The following is a 19472-nucleotide window of genomic DNA, read 5'->3' as shown; positions in this document are numbered from 1 at the left end:
ATAATTATGACCTCGGCTGAGAAACACCACCTTTCCAATACGTCTCTTCGTCATGTGGCGGATGGGGTGTTGAAACCGGATTATGATCGGGCCAGCGTTAAAACCGGCATCGTTCATTTGGGTATCGGTGCTTTTCACCGTGCCCATCAGGCGGCTTATACGGATCGGGTGCTGGCAAGCGGTGATAAAAGCTGGGGTATAGCCGGCGTATCGTTGCGTAGTGCCGATACGCGCGATGCGCTGGAGCCGCAGGACGGGCTTTATACGCTGGCGGTGCGCGATGGGAGCGGTGAGCAGTTCCGCATCATTGGCAGTATTAAAAATATACTGGTCGCACCAGAAAATCCGGAAGCGGTTTTAAGTCTTATGAGCGATGCTGATGTGCGTATAGTTTCGCTGACGATCACGGAAAAGGGCTATTGCTATCTGCCGGCCACTGCGACCCTTGATGAAAGTCATGCGGATATCATCCATGATCTGAGCAACCCTCACGTCCCCCGCTCGGCTCCGGGCTTTATCGTCGAAGCGCTGCGTCGTCGTCGTGCGTCAGCTATCGCGCCATTTACGCTGTTGTCCTGCGATAATCTTCCGGACAATGGGGAAACGCTGAAACGGGTCGTTACGCGTTATGCGCAATTATGCGATGCCGATCTTGCCGCCTATATTGCGGAGCACGTTGCCTTTCCATCAACAATGGTGGACCGGATTGTCCCGGCCACCACCGATGCCGATCGCTCAATGGTGGCAGATGCGACAGGGCTTGAAGATAATTGGCCGATTGTCACCGAGCCGTTCTCCCAATGGGTGGTCGAAGATCATTTCCCCACCGGCAGGCCGGCCTGGGAGAAATTTGGTGTTACTTTTGTCGAAGATGTTTCCGCGTTCGAATTGATGAAGCTTCGGCTGCTCAATGGCAGCCATTCCACACTTGCCTATCTGGGCTATCTGGCAGGGCATGAAACCATATCAGACGTCATGCAAGGTGAGGGATTTTCCGCACTTGTTGAGGCATTGATGGATGTGGATGTCACACCCACCCTGCCGCAACTGCCGGGTTTCGATCTGGCCGCATATAAGAAAGAACTGCGTGAACGCTTCCGCAATCCCGCACTTCACCATCGCACATGGCAAATTGCTATGGATGGCTCGCAGAAACTGCCGCAACGTTTGCTCAATACAATCCGCATTCGTATCGAGCAGCAGCAGCCATTTGAGCATCTGGCAATGGGGGTTGCAGGCTGGATGCGTTACGCCACAGGCGTTGATGAGCGCGGTCAGCCGATTGATGTTCGTGATCCGTTGCGCGATACCATTCAAGCACGCATTGAAGGCAAGAAATCCCCGGCAGAACTGCTGGAGGCTTATCTGTCATTGGAGCAGGTTTTTGGCACTGATCTGCCTGTAAATATCGTATTTCGCAGGGCAATTCTGAATGCCCTGGAGAGTTTAATACAAAAAGGCGCGGCTGCATGTATTGCAGACCACGCGAAAGCGCTTGCACGACCTACTGATAGATTAGTATATTAAATTTGTTGTAGCGCGTAAGACCCAGAGGATGGAGCTGGTGTCTGCGCTTAGAGGCAGGGAGAGAGACCATTTTAAAATTGTCACGCAGACAGGCCCTCGGCGGGCTTGCGGCTGTTGCAACATTGCCAGCCACACGACTTTTCGCACAATCGAAACTGGCATTGCCGACATCGCCGGTTTCCATCAACATTGTGGATGTGGCGGGTAATCTCGCCCTGACGCAAAAAGCCATTGAAAATTATGTGGCTGCGAAACCTGAACTCGTATCGAGAGTTACCTTCACCAAGGCACCGGCGCCGGAGCTTCCGGGTAAACTGAAGGCACAGCAGGCAGCTAACCGGCTTGATATTGATTTGGTGCTGACCGGTGCTGATGCGCTGGCAGCGGGTCTGGAAATGGATCTCTGGGTCAAGCTTCTGCCTGATCATTCAGATAGCTTGCCTGATCTGGCGTCCATCTATCTTGAACCGGCGCATCGCATGTTGGCATTCGGGCAAGATCACGGTGTTGTCGTGACCTATTACCCGTCTGGCCCCTTGCTCGAATATATGCCGGACAAGGTAAAGAATGTGCCGAAGAATGCTGCGGAATTGCTTGAATGGGCCAAGCAGAACCCGAATAAATTCATCTATGCACGTCCCGCCAATTCGGGCCCCGGTCGCACATTCCTCATGGGCCTGCCATATCTGCTCGGTGACAGCGATCCCAAAGATCCGGTCAAGGGTTGGGACAAGACCTGGGAATATCTGAAAGAACTGCATCAATATATTGAATATTATCCGACCGGCACCGGTGCCTTGATGAAGGAGCTTGGTGAAGGTACGCGCGATATGACCGTGACCACAACCGGCTGGGACATCAATCCGCGAGTTCTCGGAGTGGTTCCGAAAGAGGCCGCTGTTGCCAAGCTGGATGGTTTTTCATGGGTTGCGGATGCGCAGTTCATGGCGGTGCCGAAGGGCGTTTCCGATGAAAAGCTCGCCGTTGTGCTTGATCTGATGAGCTTCCTTCTGACCCCTGAACAGCAGGCCTATACTTATGATGAGGGCTATTTCTATCCCGGTCCTGCCGTGAAAGATGTGCCTTTGAGTATGGCACCACAATCAAGTCAGGATGCGATTGCTGAATATGGTCGCCCTGAATATGCCGATTGGATTGCCAATAACCCGGTTGAGCTGCCGCTCGACCCCGCTGCAATGGTCATTGCATTCCGTCGCTGGGACGAAGAAGTCGCAAGTCTGAAAAAGTAGAATAATACCCTGCGCCAACCGGCTTAAACCGGTTGGCGTACAAAATAGAGGTAGAGGTCAATAGATGCTACTTGCGTCATCAGAATTCAATGAAATTCGACTTGATCGTATGAGCCGTTCTTTCGGTGTTCATAATGCGTTGAAAGATGTTTCCCTTTCCATTCGTAAAGGTGAATTTATTGCTTTGCTCGGCCCTTCGGGTTGCGGAAAATCCACGGCGCTGAATTGCATTGCGGGTCTGCTGTCGACCACGGGTGGCGGTATTTTTCTGGATGACAAGCGTATCGATACACTGAAGCCGGAAGATCGCGGTTTTGGAATGGTATTTCAGAACTACGCCCTGTTTCCGCATATGACTGTTCGCCAAAACATTGGTTTTGGGCTGAAAATGCGCGGTACACCGAAGGCCGAGATGGATCAGCGCGTGGAAGAAGCGCTCAATCTTGTCCGTCTTCAGGGGCAGGGTGACAAGCTTCCCGGTCAGCTTTCCGGTGGGCAGCAACAGCGTGTTGCCATTGCGCGCGCCATTGTGATTGAGCCGCCTTTGGTTTTGATGGACGAGCCTCTATCCAACCTTGATGCCAAGTTACGCCTTGAAATGCGCGCAGAAATTCGCCGCATTCACAACCAGCTTGGCGCGACCACTATCTATGTTACCCACGATCAGGATGAAGCTTTGTCGCTTGCAGATCGGATTGTGGTTCTGCGCGATGGTCAGATTCGCCAGGTCGGTGCTCCAAGTGATCTTTATGAGCGTCCTGAACATCTCGACGTTGCCGAGTTCATGGGCTACCGCAACCGCCTTTCCGGTCCAGTCACAGCGGTGGACGGTGATCGTATATCGATTTCTGTTGGCGCATCCACATTAAGCGGCATCGCACGGCAGCCGCTTAAAATCGGGCAGAATGCAATCGTTGCAGCCCGGGCTGATGATGTGGCCGCAGGTGATCGCTCTGCCAGCAGTGTTGACGCGGTGGTAGAGACAATCGAATATCGAGGCCGCGAATTTGTCGGCACTGCGCGAACGGCTGAGGGCCAGGAACTGGTGTTTCACGCACCCAAAAGTGCAGATCTCGGCAGCACAATTTCGCTGGCAGTTGATGCCAATTACGCCCTCGTTTTTGCAGCGTGAGGTCGGATATGGCCACGCAACCGATTCCGGTTCCCTATGATGAACGCCTTTCACTGCGCCAGCGCCTTGCGCTGCGTGGGTTTGACGGTGTGACGCTTTTGGTACTGCCTGCTGTGATATTCCTGCTGGCCGTATTCATCTACCCTTTTGCCTACGGCCTGATTTTGTCTTTCACCCCACGGGAAGGTGGCTGGCTGGCCAACTATCAGAAGTTTTTCTCGGATCCGTTTCTCTACGACACGATTCTGACAACGCTCTGGCTCGCTGTTCCGGTAACACTGATCAGCCTGGCACTGGCGCTGCCGATTGCGTTTCGTGTGCGATTGATGAATCGTCAGCGCCTATTGACTACGATTCTCGTCTTGCCGGTGACGCTCGGTACGGTGCTGGTAGCAGAAGGACTGCTGAATTATCTGGGACCGCAAGGCTGGTTCAGCCGCACATTAATGCTGATCGGTGTGGTCGATCAGCCATTGAAATTGACGAATAATTACTGGGGCGTATTTGCCTCGCTGATTATTACCGGGTTCCCATTCACCTTTTTGCTGACCCTGTCCTATGTCACGGGCATTGATCCGGCACTGGAGCGTGCGGCAGCAACTCACGGGGCCACCAGTTGGCAGCGGTTTCGCCATATTATGCTGCCTCTGCTGATGCCGGGGCTGGCGATCACTTTCTGCCTGTCTTTCGTATTGGCATTTGCTGTGTTCCCGTCCGCAATTTTGCTCGGTGCTCCAGCAGGACCGACGCGCGTTATTTCCATCGCCGCCTATCAGGCTGCTTTCGAGCAATATGATTACTCCATGGCATCAGCAATCGCGATGATTATGGCCTTTGTACAGCTTGCCATTGTTGTGGCGGTACTTGGCCTGCGCGGCCTGTTCTATCGAGGCTCAACAGCTGGTGGAAAGGGCTGACCATGATACGTGATACAACAATTGGGTCCAAACTCTGGATCACGGCGGTCTGGGTGATTGTCGCTTTCTTCGTCATCAATTTGCTTGCGATGATTGCAACGGTGGTCCTGTCCTCTTTCGGCACACGCTGGCTGGGCACATGGTTGCCGAACGCCCTGACGATAAAATGGTATTTTACCGCTTGGGCGGAGTTTCAGCTTGGCGATATTCTGATCGTTACGTTTCAGATCGTCTTCACCGTTGTGGCGCTTTCCGGCTTGATCGGCGTGACCGCAGCCTATGCGCTGGCGCGACGCGATTTCCCCGGTAAAAAACTGGTAATGCTGTTGTTTCTGTTGCCGCTTCTGGTGCCACCCATTACCTTTGGCATTCCGCTCGCAACGGTGCTCTATCAGGTGGGTGTTGGCGGCACCTTCTGGGGTGTGGTTCTGGCCAATTTGGTGCCGACGGTTCCGTTTGTCATTTTGGTGATGATCCCGTTCATTGAGCAAATCGATACCAAAGTGGAGGCTGCGGCGCGTGTTTTTGGTGCCAACACATTCCAGCTGTTCCGCTATGTTTTGATGCCCATGCTGTTGCCGGGGGTTCTGGCGGCATTGCTACTCGTACTCGTGCGCACCGTAGCGATGTTTGAGCTGACCTTCCTGACCTCAGGCCCGACCAGTCAGACACTTGTGGTCGCCCTCTATTATTCGGTGTTTGCGTCCGGCGTTCGCGCGGTCCAGTCGATTGATGCGATGGCAGTCATTTATATGGTCAGCACTCTGGTCTGGTTGTTGCTCGCCTTGCGCTTTGTCAATCCGACCCAGATCGTGGCGCGTTCAAAATAGTGAACGAAGCCATCTCAATGCGTTCTACAAAAAGCGCCGCCGAAGGCATCTTCGGTGGCGCTTTTACGTTAATAGGATCGTTTTAAACCAGCTGTTGGCAGCGCGGATCAGCCTGTCTTACGCCGCTCGGCACCCGGTAATCCGTTCAGGAAAATGTTCGCCGATGCTGCAACCCGGTCCTGCGTAAATAGTCCCCGCATGCGGGCCTTCACCCCGCGCAACAAGGATGCCCAAAGTTCCACCGTCACCACGACCTAGAGCTGTTTCAGTTTGAGCCTGTAAGACCAAGCAATCGGTCGAGCGCGCATTCGAATAATGGCTGCGCTGCACCTTTCAGCACATAATCAAAGCTGGAGCGGTCGGGGATCAGTGTTGGCAGGGTGAGCGAACCAACCAGCCCTTCCGCTTCAAAGTCCGATTGCAGCAGGTCGAATATGCCATGATTGGCGATAAACGGGCCGGTAATGAATACTTTTCCGGGAAACAGTATACGGCAAACATTACCTAATGCCCGCGCCATCAGACGCACAGCCATGCGAATTTCTGGCCTGGATGCCAGTTCCATATGGGCAATTTGGTCTGCGACTGTTTCCTCATCCTCCGCCGTATCGGGATGGATTTCACGGATTGTTGGCAAAAGGGCGCCGAGCGATACGGCTGTTTCCAAACAGCCGAAATTACCGCATCCGCACGGTCTGTCCTCCAATATGTTAAACCGCCAATGGCCGATTTCTCCAAACGGGCCGCTTTGAAATTGTGTTGTATCGGCCTTGGTTCGGAAAGCGAGTCCAATTCCCCAACCCCAATGCAGAATTGCGGCGCTGTCAGGCGCGAACAAACCTTGCTCTGTAAAACGCGCATTCAATTCCACATCGAGCTGGCGAAACAGATAAACTGTCGGGGTCACCGGCAGCAAGGCTTCTTCAACGTTGAAATCGCGAATATTTGGCCAGCGCGATGTGAGTATCCAAATACGGTTTTTAATATCGGTGATGCCTGTCACCGTGATTGATGTTCCGACATGGATCATGGAAGAGGGACATTTTGCGATGAGTGCGCTGACAATGCTGCGCATGATTGCAGTCATTTCATCTGCGTTGGCTCCTGCTCCGACAGTGCGCGTTTCGCGCGCCAGAATATTACCTTTGAAGTCAATCAAAACGCCGATGAGTTCACGGCTCGAAATGGACAGGATGGTCGCGCCGGCACAAAGCGGATTAAGGGCGATTTGCGTGGCTGGCCGCCCACGACCGTTCTTTCGTTCGCCTGCATTTTCCACAATTATATGACGCTCCGCCAAATCGGCAATGATTTTGGAAATGGCTGTCGAGGTCATCTCCAACGTTGAAGCAAGGCTCGCTCGCGACTGAAAATCGTCTCGATGCAATGCCGCAACCACGCGTGCGCAATCACGCTGATGCGCATCGGTAAAGTGGCGGTTTTCTATCATCAGCATCAAATAAAATCCTTCACTTCATATTTTTGAATAACATTATTCAAAAATACCTTGCAAGGTGGAGCACGGAGTGTATCCTTATGTGCAGCAATAAGACGTTGATGAAAAGAGTACGGATTGCCATGTCTGATATACGCATTTTTGATAGCAAAGACGAGTTGGGGCGCGCCGCCGCCAGAAGGGGCGCTGAGGCAATCCGTGAGGCAATCCGCGCCCATGGCAAGGCTTCGATTATCGTCGCGACCGGGGCCAGCCAGTTTGAGATGCTCAACCATCTGGTGGAAGAAAAAGGCATTGATTGGTCATGTGTGACGGCCTTTCACCTTGATGAATATGTCGGCATTAAAAAAGAGCATCCGGCAAGTTTCCGCCGTTACTTGCAGGAGCGCTTTGTTGATAGGTTGGATGGAGAGGTGACACTGCATGAAATCAATGCGGAAGGCGACGCGCAGGCTGAAGCCAAACGGATCAGCGCGCTGATCATGGATGAAAGCATTGCTGTGTGCTTTGGCGGTATTGGCGAAAATTGTCATCTGGCTTTTAATGATCCGCCAGCGGATTTTGACACGCTAGAACCTTATATTGTCGTCAATCTGGACGAAGCCTGTCGCAAGCAGCAAATGGGTGAGGGCTGGTTTCCAACGCTTGCCGATGTGCCGCAACAGGCCATTTCCATGAGCATTCAGCAGATTATGGAAAGCGCTTTGATTGTCACCTCCGTTCCAGATGAACGGAAAGCTCTAGCTGTCAAGCACGCGCTGGAAGGTCCGGTTGATGTGAATTATCCGGCTTCGATCCTGCAACGCCACCCGAATGTCGCCTTTTTCCTGGACAAGCCAGCGGCATCGTTACTGTCATGATCACGCCGGGGCTGATCGACATTCAAGTCAACGGCTTCGCCGGAGTTGATTTTAATTCCGGTGACTTGACCGCAGACAAGCTCGATCATGCTCTTGAAGCAATGTTGGCAACAGGTGTTACCACCTGTCTGCCAACAATCATCACCGCCTCATTGAAGGAACTTGAGCGACGTTTTTTAGCGTTGGATAAAAGCGTGCGTGATAGCCGTCTTGGACGGTTAATGTGTCCCGGTTATCACCTCGAAGGACCTTTTCTCAATCCTGCTGACGGCTATTCGGGATGTCATCCGGCATCGGCTATGACTGGTGCGGATGTAAGCCTGTTTGACCATCTGCAAGGTTTGCTCGTAAAGCCAATATTGCTGACAACATTGGCACCCGAGGTTGACGGCGGGATCGACTTTACCCGGCAGATGCGCGCCCGCGACGTGTTGGTGGCCATAGGGCATTCAGCATGCGATTTTGACTTGGCTGCCCAGGCAGCGGAAGCCGGAGCAACTATATCGACCCATTTGGGCAATGGATTGCCGCAAATTTTACCGAAGTTGAATAATTCAATTTTTGCGCAATTGGCTGAGGATCGGCTCACTGCATCTTTTATTGCCGATGGTATTCATATCCCGCCACAAGCGCTGAAGGTTTTGTTACGCGCGAAGGGAACACAACGCTCGATTCTGGTGACGGATGCTGTGTCTGCTGCTGCTGTTCCGTCTGGAAATTACCAATTCGCCAATCTGGATATTGAGCGGCTTGATGACGGTACGGTCTGGAACCCGAATGGGGCTGGCCTGGCCGGGTCATCATTGCGTCTGGATGATGCGATCAGAAATCTGGTGAATTGGGAAATTGCCAGTTTTGATGAAGCCGTATCGATGGCCTCACACCGTGTTGCCGAGGCTTTAGCTTCTGCTTTGTCGGTGCGCGGTATCCGCTTGCCAATGAGTCAGATCGAATGGTCAGACGCCCTAACCGTGAAACGCGTCTCGATTGCCGGAGAAGAATATTACGCCAGCTGACAGGGAACAAAAATTAAAGGGGAATAAAATGACAGACCGTGAATTCAAATTATCACGCCGTACATTACTGGCCGGAATGGGACTTGCCGGGATGGGCGGTTCATTTTTGGCGGGAACCTCCGGCGTGTGGGCGGCGGCACCCAAATTGCCGTCAAAGCCAGTGCTGATAACGGTGATGGATGTGGGTGGCGCTTTGGCACTGTCCCAACCCGCCTTTGAGGAATATGCGAAAAAATTCCCAGAGCGCGCTTCGCAGATCGTGTTTGCCAAAGCGCCGGTGACCGAATTGGCCGGAAAGTTGAAAGCACAGCAATCCGCCAATCGTGTGGACATTGATCTGGTACTAACTGGCAGCGATGGTCTTGCTTCAGGCCTTGCCAATGAGACCTGGCAGAAAATCCTGCCGGAATATAATGACCGTTTCCCGGGCCTTGAAGAAAATTATGAACCGGCAGCTTTGGCCCTGCATAAGGTGCAGGGTGACGGTTATGGTGTGGTCGTCAATTACTATCCATCTGGCCCATTGATTGAATATATGGAAGATCGCGTGGCCAAAGTGCCGACCACTGCGGAAGAACTCTTGGCATGGGCCAAGGAAAATCCGGGCCGCTTCATGTATGCCCGCCCGACAAATTCCGGTCCGGCCCGCACTTTCATGATGGGATTGCCATATCTGCTCGGTGACAAGGACCCGCAGGATCCGGTTAATGGCTGGGATAAAACCTGGGCCTATATGGCGGAAATCGGCAAATATGTGGATTATTATCCAGCAGGCACTGGTGCAACGATGAAAGAGTTCGGTGAAGGCAGTCGGGATATCATCATCACCACGACCGGCTGGGACATCAATCCGCGCGCTTTGGGTATTGTTCCGAAAGAAGCCAAAATCGGCACACTAAAAGGCTTCCATTGGGTATCTGATGCCTTCTTTATGTGCATCCCCAAGGGCGTATCAGACGATAAAATGGCCGTCATTCTCGATCTGATGGCGTTCTTGCTAACGCCGGAAGCACAGGCTTATTCCTATGATGAGGGTTATCTATACCCAGGCCCTGCGGTCAAGAATGTACCCCTCTCCATGGCGCCGCAAAACAGTCAGGATGTTATCAATGAGTTTGGTCGGCCTGAATATGCCGATCTGATTGCCAACAATCCCATTGAATTGCCACTTCCTCCAGAGAAAATGGTCGTCGCTTTCCGTAAATGGGATGAACTGGTTGGGGCACAAAAATCCTGAACTAGCACATTTCCAGCAAAAGTGTGAAACTGTTTTGCGTCCGGATAATGCGTAAAAACAAATAGATAGAGCGGTTCCGACGATTCCGTTTAAACAAGAACCGCTCTAGAAAACAAATTCTACCGAGGTTAGCGGCCACGATCCGAGCGTCCATTCGATGGCGCGGGACTGCTCATCATGGTTGATGGCGTTGACACGAAAAATCGGCGTGCCGGGCGTCAGCTTGAGAAGTTCAGCTTCGTCCGAAGAGGCAAAACCTCCGCTGATACGGGTCTCGTGGCGATGATATTTCGCAATCCCATGGGCCTTGAAGACATCCGATACCGACTGGCGGCTGGCGTAGACGGACTCAAAGTCCGGAAAACGGCTGGCCGGAAACAGCTTGGTGTTAACGTATAGAGGCTGGTCGTCTGCACTGCGGATACGGCACAGACGGATCGTTTCCTCATTTTCCAACAGCCCGAGTTTCTTGGCTACGGCTGTCGTAACCGCCTCACGACACAGAACCAGCGTCGTTGTCACGACTTCCTTGCCGTGAGCGTTGAAATTTTCCAGAAAGGGCCGGTCGTCGCGAACAGTAAAGACGGAAGGCAGGCTGCGGACGAAGATGCCGACTCCCTTACGGGCAGTCAAATGTCCCTCACGCTGCAATTGCTGGAGCGCGCGCCGCAGCGTAATTCGCGTGACGCCAAGCTTTTCAGCCATTTGGTTTTCGCCCGGAAGCTGGCTGCCGGCCTTGAGGAAATTGCTTTCGATGAGACCAAGAAAATGGTCGTATATCTGTTGCCAGATCGCGGTGCCATTGGGTTGGCGGAGAACAACATCTTCAAAACCGGATAAGACATCCATGCTGTCTGTGCCCGACACCAGACTGGTTTTATCCTTCATGCCAGAACTCTTTCCATGGAGCGGGTCGGAAAATCGGAATTCATGCTTGAATAGACCATGCGTCCGCCGACCATCGTCGCAAGCACCTGCGGATGCTGCAAATCGGTGGCGTCAACAAGGATAAGGTCCGCTCGCTGGCCCGGATGCAGGGTGCCCCGGTCTGCCAGCTTGGCAGCTTCGGCAGCGTTGGCAGAAACCAGCGCCCACATATTGGCCAGATCGCTCAGGTCCGGTTTTGCCAGCTTGAAGGCCGCGCATAAGGGCGCGGGATAATAATAGTCGCTGGTAAGCACCGTACATATGCCGCCCCGCACGGCCCTGGTTGCATCGAGTGCCCCATTATGGCTGCCGCCGCGCACCACATTGGGGGCGCCGAGAATGATGTTTTCTCCAGCGGCGCGTGCCGCTTCAGCCGTTTCACGATTGAGGGGGAATTCTGACGTCGTAATGCCCATTTGCCTGAATGCATGGCGCTGCTCAGGCGAGGCTTCATCGTGGGCGAGCAGAACATTTCCCGTGGATTTTGCCGCATCGGCCAAGGCTTCTATCGCGCCCGGCACTTCTTCGCGCCGTGCCCAGACTTCATTGAGCAATGCCTGATACCCGTCCGGGCTCAGACCAGAGCGTGACGCCATTTCGTTGAGCTTGCGTGCAATCGTGCCCTTCATGACCGTCCCGGTCGTATGATCGTTAAGGGCTACGATTGGCTTGGGTTCCAGCGTGAGCCACTGCATGACGGCCGGCAATTGTTCCAGCGCAAAGGTTTCCCAGCGCAGATGCAGCCGCGTATCGCATAGAAGGGCAGAGCGGATGCGAGAGAGAGTGGAAATGAGATCCGACGCGGCATCCACGGAACGAAGGCCCGGCTCCCACGAGATGGTCACCCCATGAAAGGCGGTTGTGATGCCGTTTGCTACGAGTTGCCGGTCCGTATCGCGCAGTGCAAGCGCGGTATTGAAGCGCACTCCGGGCCTTGGCATGATCTGGCGTTCGAAGCCGTCGCCGTGAATATCGATGATTCCGGGAAGTACAAGCAGGCCATCAGCCTCGATGAGCCGTGCGCTTTCCGATGGGGCCGAGACGATCCGCCCCTTCGACACGTGAAGTTCGCTGGCGGTCAATGCGCGTCCGGTCAGTACGCGGCCGCCCCTGATGGTCCAGTCCATAAGTTTTTCCTTGAGAGTTACCCCGAAAATGGAGAGGGCGTCATGTGAACGTCATCTGCTGTCTATACAGATAACCCGTCAACCGCATCCTGTCTACACAGCAGAGGAAAAATTATGATCAAGAAATTCGCAGCGGCTCTCGCTCTCACGCTTGCGACCGCCATGCCCGCGCTTGCCGATCCAGTCAAATTTGCCGTTACGGACATTGAAGGTCTGGAGGCTTTGCAGCAGGAGTTTGGCGCTTTCCAAACGGCTCTGGAAGAAGCGACCGGCCTGGATATCGAGCTTTATCCCGTGGCTTCGCGCACGACGGCTGTTGAGGCGATGAATTCGGGACAGGTTGATCTGGTTCTGACCGGGCCTGCCGAATATGTGGTCATGAAAGAACTCAGCCAGCCGAAGATCGTCGTTGCCTGGCAGCGTCCGGACTATTTCGCGCAGGTGGCAGTACTTGCCAACGGGCCAATTCGCTCGATCGAGGATCTCAAGGGCCAGAAAGTTGCCTTCGGCTCGGTTGGCTCCACTTCGCAGCATCTTGGACCGGCACAGGCGCTGGCAGATTTCGGCCTTAAATACAATGCGGACTACGAACCGGTGATCATCTCGCGCAATGTCGCGGCGGAAGCACTGATCCGTGGCGATATCGCCGCAATCGGTCTCAATTTCAGCCACCTCGCCTCCGTGCGTGAGGCATTCCCGGACAAGGCTTTTGCTGTAGTAGCCCGCGGACGTGACCTGCCCAACGATATTCTGGTCGCACGCAAGGACATTTCCGATGAAGTCTTCAACAAGGTCCGCGATGCCTTTGCTCAAAAGGGCACGGAGCTTATGCAGGCCGTCGTGACGGGCGAGGACAATAAAAAGTTTGAAGGCGGGTTTTTCCTGACGGACATCAAGGACACCGACTATGACTATGTCCGTTCCATGTATCGCACCATCGGCGTCGAAACCTTCACCGACTTCGTCAATTGAGCGGAATAATCTGGGACACCGCAAAAGAGGCAGAATGCATCTGCCTCTTTTGCACGACGAACGTCTCCCATAAAGCAGGATAAGACACCATGATGGAGATCATTCGCGCGCGCGGTCTCACCAAGAGATATGCCGACGACAGGATTGTGTTTTCCGGGATCGAACTTGATATCAGCGCGGGGCAGCGCGTGGCGCTGATCGGCTCTAACGGGGCCGGGAAGTCGACACTTCTCAAATGCCTGATCGGACTTTTGCCGCTGAACGGGGGCGAGGTCAACACGCTTGGCGAGAACATTGGTGCTTCGCCGTCGCCGGGCCAGTTGCGGCGACTGCGGCGGCAGATCGGCGTGGTGTTCCAACATCACGGCCTCGTCTCGCGCCAATCGGTGCTCACCAATGTCGTACATGGCAAGCTGGGACTGGCGGGAACATGGCGCGCCTGGCATCAATCCATTGCCCGGCGGGAATGGCGCGAAGACGCGCAGCAGGCCCTCCATCAGGTCGGTCTTTGTCACAAATCTGCCGCTCGCGCCGATGAGTTGTCGGGTGGGCAGGCCCAGCGGGTCGCTATTGCCAGAGCCCTTGTGCGCAAGCCGCAACTGTTGATTGCCGACGAGCCCGCAGCCAGCCTCGATCCGGTATCGGGCCATGATGTGATGGCACTTTTTTCCGAGCTTTCGCATAAAGCCGGCATCACGACGCTCTACACAACCCATGACATGGATCACGCGTTGGAGTTTTCCGATCGCATCATCGCGTTGAAGTCGGGCTCTGTTTTCTTCAACGAGCCAACCAGAAATATCAGCCGTGACGCTCTCCAGGAGGTGTTTCATGCGTAAGAGCGCCGTGCCGCCACGCATTGCCCGCCTGTCGCCGCTATCCTTCAGCCTCATGATCGCAGTTGCAGCGCTGCTCATCGTCTCGTTGCAGCAGGTCGGGCCTTCGCCTGCGCAACTTGCTCAAGGCGGGCCGCGCATGGCTGAGCTGGTCGGACGAATGCTGCCGCCCAACACCGAAAGCGGCTTTCTCCTGCGCGTTTTCTGGCGGATGATCGAGACATTTCAAATTGCCCTCGTGGGAACTGCTATCGGGGTCGTCATCAGTCTCCCGATTGCCTGGCTTTCGGCCAAGGGAATTTCGCCGGCAGGACTGTTCCGGCACCTGTTCAAAATGCTTGTTTCATTGTTCCGAACCGTTCCGGATCTGGTCTGGGCGCTCATCTTTGTGGCGTCGGTCGGGCTTGGGGCTGTGGCGGGTACAATGACCATCATGGTCGATACGATTGGCTTTTGCGGGCGCTTTTTTGCAGAGGCGATGGAAGATTCCGACAAGAAGCCGCAAGAGGCGCTCTTTGCCATCGGGGCGAGCCGGTTCTCGGTCCTGTGCGGGGCCGTGTTGCCGGATGCGATGCCGTCACTTATCAACACCACCTTGTTTGCATTGGAGAAATCCGTACGCGCTTCCGTGGTGCTCGGTCTGGTCGGCGCCGGTGGCATCGGGCAGGAACTCAAGGTCGCCTTCGATCTGTTCCAGTACAAGAATGCCTCGACCATCATTCTCGTGATTTTTGCCATCGTGCTGGCCATGGAATTTCTGACCGACCGGCTGCGCGCCAACGTGCAATAATTCTGGTGAAACCCGGAATTCGCTCGCAACCGCGCTCAAAAGTAATGCCAATTTCGGATTCGCCACATAAGGTGTTCGATACCATGATGAAGTGGACCATAACCAGCGGCGGCATCCCCGCCGCATTGAGCCTTAAACCCGGAAAATTCCAGATCTCCATGGTCCAAATTCGGGGTGCACCTCCGTGGGACACTATCGAGGGCGTATCCGCCAAAGCGGAGAACATGCGGCTCCGGTCAATCTTGACGCTGGCGCTGGAAAAGTGCATTCGCAGCGCCGCCTGCGCGCCAGGGCCGAGGTGCACGCCAATCACGATGGTCTGGACAGCGCCAGTGCACTGTTCCGGTAGCTTTTGTCCTCGGTAACGTCTTCACCGAACCAGTTCGGCGGGATGAATGCGCGGGCGGCAGCTTCAGAGGGAAACTCGACCTCGACCAGCATCAAGGGAACCAGATGTCCCTCAAACACGTCGAGTTCGAATTCCAGTCCGTCGGCCAGCCTGCCGGTGTAACGGGTCTTCTCCACCCGGCGGCCCTCGGTAAGCGGCCAGAGCGTTTCGAATTCCGGCTTGCCGATCGCGATCTCATATTCGTCGCGCACCAGCCCGTCCCCGGATTTGACTGTCAGGAAACAGGCCTCGCCCTTCTGGCGCAGCCGGACTTCGGCTGTATCCGAAGCGGCGGTGATGTAGCCCTGTCGGATCGGCTTGCCGACAAGTCCCTCTGGCACCGGGCCCCTGACCAGGAATTTGCGCTCGATCTCCTTCACGCGACCACCCGCTTTTCGATCTCCTCGAACAGCGTCTGATAGGCTTTTCCAGCGGCGCTATTCGGCGCGGTGGCCAAAACCGGGGCGCGGGTCAGGCCCATGCGCTCGACTTCGGAGGCGAAGGGTATCTGCGCCGTCATGATTCGGCCGGGGTAAGAAAGGGCCATCTCGCCGATCGTGTCACCATGCAGCTTCTTGGTTCCCTGCACCATGGAGAAGAAGGCATGGATCTTGTCGGCAGGCAGTTCACTTTCTCCAAAGAACTCCAGCAATTGCTCGAAGGTGCGTTGCGACAGGGTCGTCGGAATGAGCGGCACGATCACCGCATCGGCTGCCCGCAGGACGTTTTCGGACAGCATCGAGATATTGGGCGGGCAATCAAGCACTACCACATCATAGTCGGCCTTGACCGCCTTCAGCGCCTTTTTCAGCCGTGAGCGGCTGTTCTTCATCCGCGACAGGAAAATATCGAACTCGCGAAAGCTCATATTCGAGGGCAGAATGTCGAGATTGTCATAGTCGCTGCCCCGGATGGCCCCGGTAAAACGCTCCACATCTTCGAAGAACCTGCCCTTGGTCAGCTTTTTCGACGGTTTCACGCGAAAATAGAAGCTCGACGCGCCCTGTGGATCGAGATCGCACAGCAATGTGCGCTTGCCGGATGCGGCGAAGGCATAGGCGAGATTGACTGCGGTCGCAGTTTTGCCGACCCCGCCCTTGTTGGAATAACAGGCGATAATGCGCATCAGCCTTCCTTTCCGGCATGGAAAACCTGGCGGAAGGTCTGTTGCGTCCTGTCGCCGTTGAAATTGGTGAAGGCTGCGACGATCTTTTCGCGCTCCGCCATTTGGTTCTGATGGAGAACGACGACCAGCGCCCCGAGGCTCTGCACGATTTCAAGCTTGCGGGGCTCGCCGCCGAGCGTGTCGGAAAAAGTCAGAAGCCTGACCTGCTGGACAGCCCTGTCATTGAACAGGCCGAGCGAATCCTGGAGCTTCTTGAGCGGCTTCAGGATACTGCGGAAACCATCCTTCGGAAAGACGGGACTGAAGAACTCCATCAGATAGCGCAATTTCTTGCACTCGATCCGCAATTCGTGGATTTCGGCGTCGGGCGTCCTGATCGTGATACCGGCTGCGATGCGGCCGATCTTGCGGTAACGCTTCCAGATCAGCTCGCAGGCAAAATCATAGGAAGCGCGGCTGGCGTTAGGGCCGGGCATGAGCTTCTTTCGTTTGGAAAACAGTTTCGCCAGCGCCTTGATTTCCTTGCCGTATGCTTTGCCGCGCAAATGTTCCGCAAGCACTGCCTGCGCCTCGGCGCGCCGGTCGGCGAGCAGCTCGAACATCGCTTCCAGCCCGCCATGCATCGTCTCAGGCACGAGGTTGAAGAAACGCTGCCGGTCGAGGAGATAGACGTCAAGATCGCGTAGCTGTCCTGTCGGCGCCATCAGGGCGGAAAATCTCGCCTTCAGCTCAACGGTCTGCTCATGGTCGTAGACGCCCTTGAACAGGCTCAGGACCGAGCGAATCTTGCGCAGCGCAATGCGGTAGTCGTGCAGGAATTCCGTATCGAGATCGGCAATGACGCCGGCTTCGTTGACGCGGGCGACAGGCAGATAGCCGTCGATCAGGTCGGTGGCAGCATCGAAGGCGGTCTCATTGCGGCCAACCTCGATGACGGGCTTTGGATTGTAGGCAATGCAGGCCGGATCGATCATCCGGTAGAGATTGCCGGCGGAAAGCGATGTGCCGCCGCAATCGCGGATGCGCGCGACCAGATCGCGCAACGCCCTGTCATAGCCGCGCAATCCCTCCGTCGCCACCAGCAGGGCGGTCTCGCCTTCGGCCGGCTCCAGTTCGCGCAGCAGAGCGCGGGCGCGGGTCTTACCCTCGTCGTCCACCAGAGTCAGCCGCCCCGATCGCACATCTCCCGAAGCGATGGGCAAAAACGCGCGCAGCGGCGACAGATCGGACAGCGCCTCCTTCACCGGCCCGTCGGTGAAATCCGCGACGAAGCGGGCTTCGGGGGTCGTGTTCTGGCTTATTGCCCCGCCTGAGGCGGAAAGCAGTTCCAAGCGCTCGCCATCCTCCAAGAGCAGCCGCTGCGACAAGCGCAGGCTCTGGTCGAAACTGTCGCGGATTGAGAAGGAGCGGCGATCCTCCGCCCATTCCAGAACCGGTTTCAGGCCCTCGACATTGTTTCCGGCAAGCTCGGCCAACCGCTGCGCGGGCATGTAAAAAATCTCATCGGCCAAATTCATGCTTTCGGTTCTCGTGGTTGGTCGAGATATTGCCCGATCAGCTTTTCGACAATTTTCTGCACGCTGGTTTCTTCCTCTATCGCCCTGATCTTCAGGGCTTTCAGCATTTTTCCCGACAGGCGCAGGGAGGTGTTCTTCTTCTCACCCTCGTCTTTCGGCTTTCTGTTCTTGCCCATATTCCTGTCCATCTTTTGACGTCATGATGTCATGAAATGCGGCAGATGGCAATTTGCGCAACGACGCAGGCGATGCCATCACATATAGTTGGCTATCCATAGAATCTCTGGAGGAGCAGAACGTGCGACGATTGATCCTGCTGCGACATACCAAATCCGACTGGCCGGAAGGTGTGGCGGATCATGACCGGCCGCTGGCGAAACGCGGCTTTCGTGCCGGCCCGATCATGGGGGCCTATATGGCGGAGGCGGGTCTTATACCCGATCTCGCCATCGTTTCGACTGCACGCCGGACGCAGGAAACCTGGGCGCTCGCCAGCCCCGCCTTTGCTACCACTATCCCCGCAGTTGATGAACCGCGCATCTATGAGGCGCCTGCGCGCAAGCTTCTCGCCGTCATCCACGAGACGCCGAACGATGTACGAACGCTGCTACTGGTCGGGCATAACCCCGGCCTGGAAGATCTGGCGGCGATCCTCATCGGTGCAGGCACCGAGAGCGATCTCACCCGCCTGCGGGACAAATATCCGACCGGCGGCCTTGCCGTCATCGATTTCGATCTGGCGTTCTGGTCGGTCGTCGCCACGGGTGGCGGAACACTGGACCGCTTTGTCACGCCCAGGCTGCTGGATCGTTCCCACTGAACCTGTATCGGCCCCGCCGCAAGCAAGGCCGCACAATGGCGGCCTCCTGTTCGTGGTTTAGGCGGCCTTCTTCACCGCCTTCTTCAGAGCCTTGATCTTTTTTTCATGGTTCGAGACCTTGGCTTTTCGCTTCTTAATCTCCTGCTTGAGGGAAATCACTTTCTTTTCCGTGGCGTCGTTTTTCTTCGACATGAATTGTCTCCTTACTCAAACGGCTGTCCTTCGACGTGTTCTTCTTGATGAACCCGCGTATGAACTGCCTGATTTCGCGAGCAGCGCTGGTATCCAGCTCATTGCATAATTGCAGGAACTGCTCACGCTCTGTGCTGCTTATACGGATCAGCAGCTGACTGTCCTTCTTGTTGCGTTTCGCTGTCTTGCGCATATCCGTCATAGAGGCCCCATACAAGAAAGATATATGCAATGTATATACAATTACTGCCTTGTCAAGTCGCGCCCCTGCGCGCACAGGTTGCAGACATCAGAGAAGCAATAGGGCGGCAGGTGCTCGACTGCGGGCCAAAGTCGAACGCTCTGTCGAAGCGCTATGGGATGCTGTAGGCAAAGTCAGTACATCGTTCGAACCTGCCGAATGGGCAAACTACTTCGCGGCATGCGGATATGACCCATCATAAAATGAACCTGCTCCAACTCTCCTTCTGAATATATTGTGAGACGAGCCGCCCGGACGTTAAAGTGTGTCGCGATCTTTCAGATTCGCTCCTTGCGCTTTAAGTTGTTGTT

The 19472-nt window shown here is 55.1% G+C and carries 20 protein-coding genes and 1 pseudogene; 12 read left to right on the top strand and 9 right to left on the bottom strand.

Annotation, left to right across the window (positions count from 1 at the left end; genetic code table 11):
- The first annotated feature begins 6 nt into the window (after positions 1–6).
- The 5 genes from DKP76_RS12755 to DKP76_RS12735 all read left to right on the top strand — a co-directional run bounded on the left by DKP76_RS12755 (position 7) and on the right by DKP76_RS12735 (position 5656).
- Entirely contained in the window at positions 7–1527 is a 1521-nt protein-coding gene (locus DKP76_RS12755) for a mannitol dehydrogenase family protein (protein ID WP_109707174.1), read from the top strand.
- Positions 1528–1595: 68 nt separating this feature from the next.
- Positions 1596–2777 carry an ABC transporter substrate-binding protein gene (locus DKP76_RS12750; RefSeq protein WP_109707173.1) on the top strand — a complete coding sequence of 394 codons (1182 nt, stop codon included), beginning with the start codon at positions 1596–1598 and terminating at the stop codon, positions 2775–2777.
- Between the two features lie 64 nt (positions 2778–2841).
- Positions 2842–3909, top strand: coding sequence for an ABC transporter ATP-binding protein (locus DKP76_RS12745; RefSeq protein ID WP_109707172.1), 1068 nt, complete (start codon positions 2842–2844; stop codon positions 3907–3909).
- An 8-nt stretch (positions 3910–3917) separates the two neighbouring features.
- Positions 3918–4826 carry an ABC transporter permease gene (locus DKP76_RS12740; protein WP_109707171.1) on the top strand — a complete coding sequence of 303 codons (909 nt, stop codon included), beginning with the start codon at positions 3918–3920 and terminating at the stop codon, positions 4824–4826.
- A gap of 2 nt (positions 4827–4828) precedes the next feature.
- Positions 4829–5656, top strand: coding sequence for an ABC transporter permease (locus DKP76_RS12735; protein ID WP_109707170.1), 828 nt, complete (start codon positions 4829–4831; stop codon positions 5654–5656).
- Between the two features lie 110 nt (positions 5657–5766).
- Here DKP76_RS12735 and DKP76_RS19850 read toward each other — a convergent pair.
- Both DKP76_RS19850 and DKP76_RS12725 read right to left on the bottom strand, forming a co-directional pair.
- Positions 5767–5907, bottom strand: a pseudogene (locus DKP76_RS19850) (IS701 family transposase); the annotation flags it as partial.
- 14 nt (positions 5908–5921) lie between these two features.
- Positions 5922–7055, bottom strand: a complete 1134-nt coding sequence (locus DKP76_RS12725) for an ROK family protein (RefSeq protein WP_158279447.1) — start codon at positions 7053–7055, stop codon at positions 5922–5924.
- A gap of 179 nt (positions 7056–7234) precedes the next feature.
- Between DKP76_RS12725 and DKP76_RS12720 the strand changes: the two genes are divergently transcribed.
- The 3 genes from DKP76_RS12720 to DKP76_RS12710 are packed head-to-tail and all read left to right on the top strand — an operon-like array spanning position 7235 to position 10225.
- On the top strand, positions 7235–7972 hold the full coding sequence (locus tag DKP76_RS12720; protein WP_109707168.1) for a glucosamine-6-phosphate deaminase: 738 nt from the start codon (positions 7235–7237) through the stop codon (positions 7970–7972).
- Positions 7969–8988 carry an N-acetylglucosamine-6-phosphate deacetylase gene (locus tag DKP76_RS12715; protein WP_109707167.1) on the top strand — a complete coding sequence of 340 codons (1020 nt, stop codon included), beginning with the start codon at positions 7969–7971 and terminating at the stop codon, positions 8986–8988. Before DKP76_RS12720 ends, DKP76_RS12715 begins: the two co-directional genes overlap by 4 nt.
- A gap of 28 nt (positions 8989–9016) precedes the next feature.
- On the top strand, positions 9017–10225 hold the full coding sequence (locus tag DKP76_RS12710) for an extracellular solute-binding protein (protein WP_109707166.1): 1209 nt from the start codon (positions 9017–9019) through the stop codon (positions 10223–10225).
- Positions 10226–10330: 105 nt separating this feature from the next.
- Here the strand turns inward: DKP76_RS12710 and phnF are convergent, their stop codons facing one another.
- Positions 10331–11113, bottom strand: coding sequence for a phosphonate metabolism transcriptional regulator PhnF (gene phnF, locus DKP76_RS12705; RefSeq protein ID WP_109707165.1), 783 nt, complete (start codon positions 11111–11113; stop codon positions 10331–10333).
- Positions 11110–12279 (bottom strand): alpha-D-ribose 1-methylphosphonate 5-triphosphate diphosphatase, encoded by a 1170-nt coding sequence (locus DKP76_RS12700; RefSeq protein ID WP_109707164.1) that lies wholly within the window; start codon positions 12277–12279, stop codon positions 11110–11112. Before DKP76_RS12700 ends, phnF begins: the two co-directional genes overlap by 4 nt.
- Before the next feature lie 114 nt (positions 12280–12393).
- Between DKP76_RS12700 and DKP76_RS12695 the strand changes: the two genes are divergently transcribed.
- The 3 genes from DKP76_RS12695 (at position 12394) to phnE (ending at position 14877) form a co-directional block, all read left to right on the top strand.
- On the top strand, positions 12394–13251 hold the full coding sequence (locus DKP76_RS12695; protein ID WP_109707163.1) for a PhnD/SsuA/transferrin family substrate-binding protein: 858 nt from the start codon (positions 12394–12396) through the stop codon (positions 13249–13251).
- An 89-nt stretch (positions 13252–13340) separates the two neighbouring features.
- Positions 13341–14090 carry a phosphonate ABC transporter ATP-binding protein gene (locus tag DKP76_RS12690; protein WP_109707162.1) on the top strand — a complete coding sequence of 250 codons (750 nt, stop codon included), beginning with the start codon at positions 13341–13343 and terminating at the stop codon, positions 14088–14090.
- Positions 14083–14877 carry a phosphonate ABC transporter, permease protein PhnE gene (gene phnE / locus DKP76_RS12685; protein ID WP_109707161.1) on the top strand — a complete coding sequence of 265 codons (795 nt, stop codon included), beginning with the start codon at positions 14083–14085 and terminating at the stop codon, positions 14875–14877. The genes DKP76_RS12690 and phnE overlap by 8 nt, the downstream gene beginning before the upstream one ends.
- A gap of 309 nt (positions 14878–15186) precedes the next feature.
- Here phnE and DKP76_RS12680 read toward each other — a convergent pair whose 3' ends face one another.
- Genes DKP76_RS12680 through DKP76_RS12665 form a run of 4 tightly spaced genes read right to left on the bottom strand, consistent with a single transcriptional unit; the run spans position 15187 to position 18084 of the window.
- Positions 15187–15645, bottom strand: coding sequence for a CYTH domain-containing protein (locus DKP76_RS12680; protein ID WP_109707160.1), 459 nt, complete (start codon positions 15643–15645; stop codon positions 15187–15189).
- Positions 15642–16391: a ParA family protein gene (locus tag DKP76_RS12675; RefSeq protein WP_109707159.1), complete on the bottom strand. Its 750-nt coding sequence runs from the start codon at positions 16389–16391 to the stop codon at positions 15642–15644. Before DKP76_RS12675 ends, DKP76_RS12680 begins: the two co-directional genes overlap by 4 nt.
- Complete coding sequence (locus DKP76_RS12670) at positions 16391–17908, bottom strand: CHAD domain-containing protein (RefSeq protein WP_109707158.1); 1518 nt, start codon at positions 17906–17908, stop codon at positions 16391–16393. The genes DKP76_RS12675 and DKP76_RS12670 overlap by 1 nt, the downstream gene beginning before the upstream one ends.
- The gene (locus DKP76_RS12665; protein WP_109707157.1) at positions 17905–18084 is read right to left on the bottom strand and encodes a hypothetical protein; all 180 of its coding nucleotides are present in this window, start codon (positions 18082–18084) and stop codon (positions 17905–17907) included. Before DKP76_RS12665 ends, DKP76_RS12670 begins: the two co-directional genes overlap by 4 nt.
- Before the next feature lie 122 nt (positions 18085–18206).
- On the opposite strand from DKP76_RS12665, the gene DKP76_RS12660 reads away from it, so the two are divergent.
- Entirely contained in the window at positions 18207–18728 is a 522-nt protein-coding gene (locus DKP76_RS12660) for a SixA phosphatase family protein (protein ID WP_109707226.1), read from the top strand.
- 133 nt (positions 18729–18861) lie between these two features.
- On the opposite strand, the gene DKP76_RS12655 is transcribed toward DKP76_RS12660, so the two are convergent.
- Positions 18862–19122, bottom strand: coding sequence for a hypothetical protein (locus DKP76_RS12655; protein ID WP_199224805.1), 261 nt, complete (start codon positions 19120–19122; stop codon positions 18862–18864).
- Positions 19123–19472 lie beyond the last annotated feature (350 nt).

Source organism: Falsochrobactrum shanghaiense (assembly GCF_003149535.1).
Classification (GTDB): domain Bacteria; phylum Pseudomonadota; class Alphaproteobacteria; order Rhizobiales; family Rhizobiaceae; genus Brucella; species Brucella shanghaiense.
This window is presented reverse-complemented; position numbering and strand designations above follow the sequence as displayed.

What these genes read in the sequence shown, in the direction of transcription:
- DKP76_RS12735 (WP_109707170.1), top strand. Translation starts at nt 4,829, where the DNA reads ATGATACGTGATACAACAATTGGGTCCAAACTCTGGATCACGGCGGTC.
- DKP76_RS12715 (WP_109707167.1), top strand. Translation starts at nt 7,969, where the DNA reads ATGATCACGCCGGGGCTGATCGACATTCAAGTCAACGGCTTCGCCGGA.
- DKP76_RS12675 (WP_109707159.1), bottom strand. Translation starts at nt 16,391, where the DNA reads ATGCGCATTATCGCCTGTTATTCCAACAAGGGCGGGGTCGGCAAAACT.
- phnE (WP_109707161.1), top strand. Translation starts at nt 14,083, where the DNA reads ATGCGTAAGAGCGCCGTGCCGCCACGCATTGCCCGCCTGTCGCCGCTA.
- DKP76_RS12655 (WP_199224805.1), bottom strand. Translation starts at nt 19,122, where the DNA reads ATGACGGATATGCGCAAGACAGCGAAACGCAACAAGAAGGACAGTCAG.
- DKP76_RS12690 (WP_109707162.1), top strand. Translation starts at nt 13,341, where the DNA reads ATGATGGAGATCATTCGCGCGCGCGGTCTCACCAAGAGATATGCCGAC.
- DKP76_RS12710 (WP_109707166.1), top strand. Translation starts at nt 9,017, where the DNA reads ATGACAGACCGTGAATTCAAATTATCACGCCGTACATTACTGGCCGGA.
- DKP76_RS12670 (WP_109707158.1), bottom strand. Translation starts at nt 17,908, where the DNA reads ATGAATTTGGCCGATGAGATTTTTTACATGCCCGCGCAGCGGTTGGCC.
- DKP76_RS12755 (WP_109707174.1), top strand. Translation starts at nt 7, where the DNA reads ATGACCTCGGCTGAGAAACACCACCTTTCCAATACGTCTCTTCGTCAT.
- DKP76_RS12745 (WP_109707172.1), top strand. Translation starts at nt 2,842, where the DNA reads ATGCTACTTGCGTCATCAGAATTCAATGAAATTCGACTTGATCGTATG.
- DKP76_RS12720 (WP_109707168.1), top strand. Translation starts at nt 7,235, where the DNA reads ATGTCTGATATACGCATTTTTGATAGCAAAGACGAGTTGGGGCGCGCC.
- DKP76_RS12740 (WP_109707171.1), top strand. Translation starts at nt 3,918, where the DNA reads ATGGCCACGCAACCGATTCCGGTTCCCTATGATGAACGCCTTTCACTG.
- DKP76_RS12700 (WP_109707164.1), bottom strand. Translation starts at nt 12,279, where the DNA reads ATGGACTGGACCATCAGGGGCGGCCGCGTACTGACCGGACGCGCATTG.
- DKP76_RS12665 (WP_109707157.1), bottom strand. Translation starts at nt 18,084, where the DNA reads ATGGGCAAGAACAGAAAGCCGAAAGACGAGGGTGAGAAGAAGAACACC.
- phnF (WP_109707165.1), bottom strand. Translation starts at nt 11,113, where the DNA reads ATGAAGGATAAAACCAGTCTGGTGTCGGGCACAGACAGCATGGATGTC.
- DKP76_RS12695 (WP_109707163.1), top strand. Translation starts at nt 12,394, where the DNA reads ATGATCAAGAAATTCGCAGCGGCTCTCGCTCTCACGCTTGCGACCGCC.